Raw genomic sequence first — 6,060 nt, 5'->3', positions numbered from 1 at the left:
GGGCAGGGGGCGGGCGCACGTGTGCGTGAGGGCGAAGCCGGCCGATGAAGTAAATCAGCCGGCGAATTTCAATGCACCTTCACCGCAAATCCAGTGCTGCACACACGCCACTGGCAACATTATGAGGGCAGATCTGCCGCCACCGCCCCTATTGCGCCGCGAGGGGCTTTCCGGCCTCCTCGGTCGGCGGCATGAAGAGCGATACTGCGGTGCCTTCGGGGTCACGAAACTGGAACGTCCTGTTGCCCCATGGCATCGTTTTCAGCTCATGCACCAGCGTGACCTTGTCTTTCAGGCGCTCATAATCCGCATCGATGTCTTCAACCTGAAACTCGATCACGGCGGTGCGGTTTGCGCCGGGCTCGGCACTGTTTTCTTTCCAGAGCGCGACCGTCTCGGCTGCGCCGATTGCCAGGTTGGCGCCCGGCGTCACGATCTTGGCGAACACCGGCGCGAGCCATTCGGCGGAAGCTCCGGTTACCATTTCGTAGAACGAAACCATGATTTTGATGTCGGTGGCGATCAGGCGAGTGGAGGCGAACTTCATGGCATGTCCTTTGGTTGACCGCAGATTTGAGCGGCATCGCGGGGCTCGTCGCACACCGCTGCTGCCACCCTGATGGCAGCAGTCACGATGCCGCGCCGAGCGCGCCAACGACGGGCATGAATTGCGATGGCAGTGCTCAAGCGCTAGAAAACTAGCCCCTTCACGAGCGCCCCAGCGCTAACTGGGCCGTCAGAACGGTGACGCCAACCGCAGAGTCTGGGCACCTCACTCACGGGTGGACAGGGTTGTTTAGCCGTTCGCAGATGAACTGCTCGCGGCGATGGCGCGACTAACCGCTATGGCCAGTATTCTAGGCGAGCTTCTGTTTTCACTTATCCGCTCGATTGTTGCTGGATGGGCGTATGCGCTCTGGGTCAAAGTGGCGACGTGGCTCGAGCCGAAAATCCAACGGCGTTGGGTGAAGGTTGCCGTAGGAGGCCTCCTCGGTCTGGCAGCCTTTTTTATGATTCCGATACTGATGGGTCTGTTGGGGCTTTGAAGACAATGAAATCGGTTCTCATCACCGCACTGGCAATCGGGGCGCTCGTCTCGGCGGTGCTGCTCGTGATGGAGCAGCTCACCGACTACTCCATCGCTGTGATGGCATGGGAGATGCCGGGCATATCTGCAGCTTACCTTTTCTGGGGAGCTGTCGGCAGTTCGGTTTTCTTGGGCGTCGCCATCACTTGGGCCGTGAATGCCATCGTTTACGGGGCGGTTGCCTTCGTCGTTGTTACGGTCGCCAAGTTGGCAATTCGTGGTCTGCCGAAGTGATCCGGCAATGACCGTGATGCCGGATATTCGCCCATCCGACGGGAATTGCGAATTACGGTGACGCGCAGTTGACTGCGTGATCGCGGTGCTCTTCGCCAGCATCGATGCCTTCAATGGCCCATGACGGCCTCTGGTTGGCGTTTCGCTGCCGCAAATTGGCGCTTCGCGAAAATCGGCGGCGGCCTTCCTGTCAGCCGCCGCCCGTCTCCCGTGGTTCGAAATGCTGAAGCCGTCTATTTCTCGAGCCCGACCTTCTGGCGCATCGTGTCGATCAGCTCTGACGCCTCTGCCTTGGTCAGATCCTCCTTGGGGAGCTCCCTGTGGGCCTGCTCGGCGAGGGTCTTGAGATAGGATTCCTGGGCACCGGTCATCGGGTCGTCGCCGGAGACCCAATCCTTCGGATCCTTTTGTGTGTTGTCAGCGATCCTGTCAGCCATGGCGATCTCTCCTTTTCAGGTTCAATGCCGGCTCGCGCTTTTTGTTCCTTGTTTGTTCGTGGCCGGCGACCGGAATCGAGCGTCGGGAAATGATCAGGAAACGGCCGGCATCGTTCGGCGTCTGCGCATCAGACTTATCTTGCGACTTGCCTTGCGCCCCCAATCGAGGATCGGTGCCTCGACGGCGACGTGCAAGGCGGCGGCGAGACCGATGGAGAGCAGGATGCCGGCGATGACTGTGCCGACGGTCGACAGAAGCCACAGTCCGTCAAAGCTGGCGATCCATTTCACCACCAGATAATGGACGATATAGAGCGAGTACGAAATCTTGCCGAGCCATTGCAGGACCGGTGAGAAGGATCGTCCTTCGATCTCGACGGCGACCACAGCATGGATCAGCAATCCCGCGCCGAGGCCATAGGTCAGGACGCGCGCGAACTGCGCGTCGATCGCACCGTGCACGAAAATCCAGTACCAGCCGGCCACGAACAGGCCCGCGGAAACGGCTGGGACGCGGCGCGAAAAGCGCAATCGTCCGCTTCTCTGGAGATAGGCGATGACAACGCCGGCACCGAATTCCAGCACCAGCGGATGGAAGTAGATCCCGAGCTCAAGGCCGAAGACGAGAGCAAGAATGACCAGGCCGAATCCCGCGAACAAGATCTCGAACAGCCGGTCCGGCTTGATCGCCAGGACGACGGCGACGGCAACATAGAAGTGCAGTTCGAAAGCCAGCGACCATGCCGGCGCAAGGTACCAGTTCGGATAGGTCCATGCGAAGATGGTTCCGAGGTCGAGGGCGGGGCGGTCGCCCGGTGCCAGCGCGATCCAGGAGGAGCTGACAAACGCCGCCAGCAACACCAGCCAATAGAGCGGAAAAACTCGGAGGGCTCGTCTGAAAGCGAAATCCAGCGGGTTGTGTTGTGCCGCCGCCGTGGTCGCGATGATGAAGCCGGAGATCACGAAGAAGATGTCGACGCCGCTCGCAAGGATCGTCAGCGCGCCCTCGGCAAGGTCCGGCCCGACCATATCGGGTCGCGCACTGATTGCGTGTCCGCAGACCACCGACAGCGCAGCGACCCCGCGCATTGCCTGTACACCCGCGAAGATCCGCACCAAGCCCCGCCACGTTCATTTCAGGATAGCGCAATCTAGGCGGGAAACCCATTAAGGAACAGTTGCGCGGATGCGATAGATGGCTGTTGGATGCGCTGGGAATGAGACATGTCTCAGGCGGATAGACTGCTGTGCAATTCATCAAAGGCACGACCACAGGAGCGCTCGCTAGCGCTTTGCTTCCTGCTTGGCACGCCTGATTTCCTCGGCTTCGTCCACGAGCTTCAAGGCGGCGCCGTCGTAGCTCAGCTTCAGCCCACGGCCGACGGTCCATATCCATTCCTCCCGGGCGTCCCGGGTTGGCTGGGCGTTGAACTGGTCGGATATCGATTTGACGGCAGCGTCTTTGGAAGCAGCGTCTTGGGGCCCCGGATTGCTCAACTCCGCATTGACGCGCCAGATGGGATGTTTGGGGTCCGGATTCTTGGGGTCGATGTCGTCGGCAAAGATCGTGACCTTGGCGCCGTCGACTGCGCATTCAAGGACGTAGGATTCGCGAAGCTGACGGCAGCGGTAGCGACGTTGCGTGATCAGCTTGTTGGTCTCGTCGAATGTCATTCCGGGCGAAAAGCCGAGAATGTCGGACTTCTTCACGAGTGCCAGAGACGCAGGCTTCAGGAAGCCGGGCTGTACCGAGACGAGAACGGCAGCAGCAACAACGATCAAGCCGGCGATAACAATGGCAATCTTCATCGGCCCCTCACAAGAAACGTTCGACCATACAACAGCCGAAGCGTTCTACCAGCCATCGCGCTGGATGGTTCGAGCCGCCCTCTATCTTTGTAGGCCGCACCTTCGGAAGATCGGAGCTTCGGAAGATCGCGTGGGCACGTGTCGGCTGGTCATGAACGTGAAAACCGCCCCTGACATGACCAGGGGCGGCTTTCACCAAATGGGGTTTCGAAACGCGATCTAGTGACCGGTGCCGGGCTTCGTCGTCTTTGGCGGCTTGCCGTCTTCGATCCGGCCTTCGTTGCGCAAGTCGCGACCTTCCTGAGCCTTCTTCTGGCTCTCGGGGGATTTGCCGTGTTCGTTCATCTCTTCTTTGATGAACCCGGCGCCTTCCTTCACTTTACCTTCAACGCTCATGACGATCTCCTTGCTGGAGATGGGGCAACTCGCGGCGAGACCTGACCGTTCCGGCGCGCGCGGGATTGTGAGGAGTGCATTCGCGACAGGTTCAAAAAAACCGCGTCATGAAATGGCCGCGCCGCCTTGTGGAAAGCGACGCGGCCGGGAACAAGCCGTACAGGAAACCGGCTTACTTCATGTTGCTGCGGGTCTTGGTACCGCCCTGATCGCTGCCGGGGCCGGAGCCACCTTGGCCGGAGGCGTCGGGCCTCACCGTTCCGCCCTTGCTCATGCCGTCATGGCTCATGCCGGTCGTGCCGCTCCTCATCGTGCCCTTGTCCGTGTTGGTCATGCCGGGCTTCTGCATGTTGTCGGTCTGCGCGGCGGGGCCGGTCTGGTTCTGCGCAAAGGCGGAGCCGCACATGAGGCCGAGGGCGGCGGTCGCAATGATGAGCTTCTTCATCTCAAACTCCTGGTTGGTTGCGTGGGCCAACGGGAGCGCAGGAGCCGTGTTCCTAAAACAGGGTGTTCCGGAGTGCAAAAATTCTCGTCTGCGGGCGAACCGCCATCGACTTCGCTAGAAAACGCTCTACGCCGCAATGCGCTGGTCGGCCGGTCCCGTCAGGTGCTTGAGCACTTCCGCATGCTCCAGGTCGGGTACCGCAATGGCCGTGTGGCTGTAGCTCGCATGGGTTCGCGATTTTGCAATATGGTCCAGGATCTCGCCGCCCTTGATGACGTGGAGGCCCATGCCCTCTCCGGACGGGAAGATCGCGAGCACCACGTCATAGGCCGTGATGACGGCGCGAAGCGCTTCGGCCTTGTCTTCGGCAATGTCGACGAACACGCGAACATCGGCTGCGAGTTCACGCAGCTCGTTAAAATCCAGCACTGTGGGTACTCCAACGCAACGATACTGAGAGGAGCTTGGAGGCGTTAGGTTACTGAAGTCTCAACGGCACATGCCCGGCCACAGGTTTCTCGACCAGGTAGGCGATAGACGCGCGGGCGTCGCCGCCTGCTCGACAACGCGCCGGCACGGGAAGAACATCTGGAGCGGGGAGGGACTAAGCGCGCATGCCCATACGGGCGTCACACGATGCGCGCGTAACTTAGGCGCGTGTTACTTGCACGCGCTATTGGCGTATCCGCTATTTGGCGTATCCCTGAGAGCGGAGCCACGCGATCTTGCGGTCGCCGTTGATCCAGTCGTCGGCATCTGCCTTGCTGGTGAAGCCCTTGATTTCGCGCTGTTCGCTGTCCGGGTAATCCGCCAGGATTTTCCAGTCGTTGTCTGCAATGCGGACGGTTTTGAAGGTCACTTTTGTTTTTGCCATGCCGCATTATGCAGGAGATGGCCGGAAAAGAGAACCTGCCTTGTGACGGTCACCCGCGCGGCCCGGGCGCAGACCTCGGGGCCCGGCTGGATCGAAATTGCGTGGCCGGGTCCCGGAAAAGGCGAAAGCCCCGCCTGGGGAAGCGGGGCTCTCTGATGGGGGTGAAGCTTGGGGACTTCAAAGAGTTAGACGCCTCAGGGAGAAAATGGTTCAACGCGAAAACGTCGCAAGCTGCGGCATCTTTCCCACGGCGTCCGGGCTCCCGCAGAACCCCCTGCTTGCGTTTTGGGCGTCGATGGGTTCTAAGCCCCGTCACTTCATGAAAGTTGGCATGAATCAGAAGCGCGTTGCGCGGTTGGACCGCGTCCTGAGCAAAGCCTGCTCGCGCGCACAGAAGGAAATTCAGACATGGCGAAGATGACCAAGACTCAGTTGATTGATGCAATTGCCGAGGGCACGCAGCTGTCGAAGAACGACGTGAAGTCGGTCATCGAGTACATGGCGACGGTCGGCTACAAGGAGCTCAACGAGTCCGGCGAGTTCGTCATTCCAGGCTTCGTGAAGATGTCGGTGGTGAACAAGCCGGCGACCGAAGCCCGCATGGGCGTCAATCCCTTCACCAAGGAGCCGATGCAGTTCGCGGCGAAGCCGGCGAGCAAGTCGGTGAAGGCCTCGCCGCTGAAGGTGGCCAAGGACTCCGTCTAAGAGTTCGCTAAGGGTTCGCGGTTTCGTTGTGGAGGCTCCTTATCGCGGAGTGCTGCCGCGACGTACTGCAATG

The 6,060-nt window shown here is 60.3% G+C and carries 10 protein-coding genes; 2 read left to right on the top strand and 8 right to left on the bottom strand.

All coding sequences use genetic code 11. The annotated features are described in order from the left end of the window. Nucleotides 1-148 precede the first annotated feature (148 nt). Nucleotides 149-547 (bottom strand): VOC family protein, encoded by a 399-nt coding sequence (locus AC0L3P_RS15670; RefSeq protein WP_473302665.1) that lies wholly within the window; start codon nt 545-547, stop codon nt 149-151. 504 nt (nt 548-1,051) lie between these two features. Here AC0L3P_RS15670 and AC0L3P_RS15665 point away from each other — a divergent pair. Next, nucleotides 1,052-1,321 (top strand): hypothetical protein, encoded by a 270-nt coding sequence (locus tag AC0L3P_RS15665; protein ID WP_275174567.1) that lies wholly within the window; start codon nt 1,052-1,054, stop codon nt 1,319-1,321. Between the two features lie 233 nt (nt 1,322-1,554). On the opposite strand, the gene AC0L3P_RS15660 is transcribed toward AC0L3P_RS15665, so the two are convergent. From AC0L3P_RS15660 to AC0L3P_RS15630, 7 genes are all read right to left on the bottom strand, one after another. Next, entirely contained in the window at nt 1,555-1,758 is a 204-nt protein-coding gene (locus AC0L3P_RS15660) for a DUF3072 domain-containing protein (protein WP_473302661.1), read from the bottom strand. A gap of 93 nt (nt 1,759-1,851) precedes the next feature. Beyond that, nucleotides 1,852-2,874 (bottom strand): acyltransferase family protein, encoded by a 1,023-nt coding sequence (locus AC0L3P_RS15655; protein ID WP_354054654.1) that lies wholly within the window; start codon nt 2,872-2,874, stop codon nt 1,852-1,854. 168 nt (nt 2,875-3,042) lie between these two features. Then, nucleotides 3,043-3,567, bottom strand: a complete 525-nt coding sequence (locus AC0L3P_RS15650) for a hypothetical protein (RefSeq protein WP_473302654.1) — start codon at nt 3,565-3,567, stop codon at nt 3,043-3,045. 219 nt (nt 3,568-3,786) lie between these two features. Further along, nucleotides 3,787-3,963 (bottom strand): hypothetical protein, encoded by a 177-nt coding sequence (locus AC0L3P_RS15645; RefSeq protein ID WP_007610124.1) that lies wholly within the window; start codon nt 3,961-3,963, stop codon nt 3,787-3,789. A 172-nt stretch (nt 3,964-4,135) separates the two neighbouring features. Next, nucleotides 4,136-4,408, bottom strand: coding sequence for a hypothetical protein (locus AC0L3P_RS15640; RefSeq protein ID WP_275174562.1), 273 nt, complete (start codon nt 4,406-4,408; stop codon nt 4,136-4,138). Between the two features lie 126 nt (nt 4,409-4,534). Continuing rightward, entirely contained in the window at nt 4,535-4,837 is a 303-nt protein-coding gene (locus AC0L3P_RS15635; protein ID WP_354054647.1) for a hypothetical protein, read from the bottom strand. Between the two features lie 259 nt (nt 4,838-5,096). Beyond that, nucleotides 5,097-5,282: a hypothetical protein gene (locus AC0L3P_RS15630; RefSeq protein ID WP_007591378.1), complete on the bottom strand. Its 186-nt coding sequence runs from the start codon at nt 5,280-5,282 to the stop codon at nt 5,097-5,099. Between the two features lie 408 nt (nt 5,283-5,690). Here AC0L3P_RS15630 and AC0L3P_RS15625 point away from each other — a divergent pair, with 408 nt between their 5' ends. Then, the gene (locus AC0L3P_RS15625; protein ID WP_007591377.1) at nt 5,691-5,987 is read left to right on the top strand and encodes an HU family DNA-binding protein; all 297 of its coding nucleotides are present in this window, start codon (nt 5,691-5,693) and stop codon (nt 5,985-5,987) included. Nucleotides 5,988-6,060: the final 73 nt, after the last annotated feature.

Source organism: Bradyrhizobium sp. WSM4874, from assembly GCF_055811835.1.
This window is presented reverse-complemented; position numbering and strand designations above follow the sequence as displayed.

Excerpts from the sequence above, each read along its gene's own strand:
- AC0L3P_RS15665 (WP_275174567.1), top strand. The coding sequence starts at position 1,052 with ATGAAATCGGTTCTCATCACCGCACTGGCAATCGGGGCGCTCGTCTCG.
- AC0L3P_RS15650 (WP_473302654.1), bottom strand. The coding sequence starts at position 3,567 with ATGAAGATTGCCATTGTTATCGCCGGCTTGATCGTTGTTGCTGCTGCC.
- AC0L3P_RS15660 (WP_473302661.1), bottom strand. The coding sequence starts at position 1,758 with ATGGCTGACAGGATCGCTGACAACACACAAAAGGATCCGAAGGATTGG.
- AC0L3P_RS15630 (WP_007591378.1), bottom strand. The coding sequence starts at position 5,282 with ATGGCAAAAACAAAAGTGACCTTCAAAACCGTCCGCATTGCAGACAAC.
- AC0L3P_RS15645 (WP_007610124.1), bottom strand. The coding sequence starts at position 3,963 with ATGAGCGTTGAAGGTAAAGTGAAGGAAGGCGCCGGGTTCATCAAAGAA.
- AC0L3P_RS15625 (WP_007591377.1), top strand. The coding sequence starts at position 5,691 with ATGGCGAAGATGACCAAGACTCAGTTGATTGATGCAATTGCCGAGGGC.
- AC0L3P_RS15640 (WP_275174562.1), bottom strand. The coding sequence starts at position 4,408 with ATGAAGAAGCTCATCATTGCGACCGCCGCCCTCGGCCTCATGTGCGGC.
- AC0L3P_RS15670 (WP_473302665.1), bottom strand. The coding sequence starts at position 547 with ATGAAGTTCGCCTCCACTCGCCTGATCGCCACCGACATCAAAATCATG.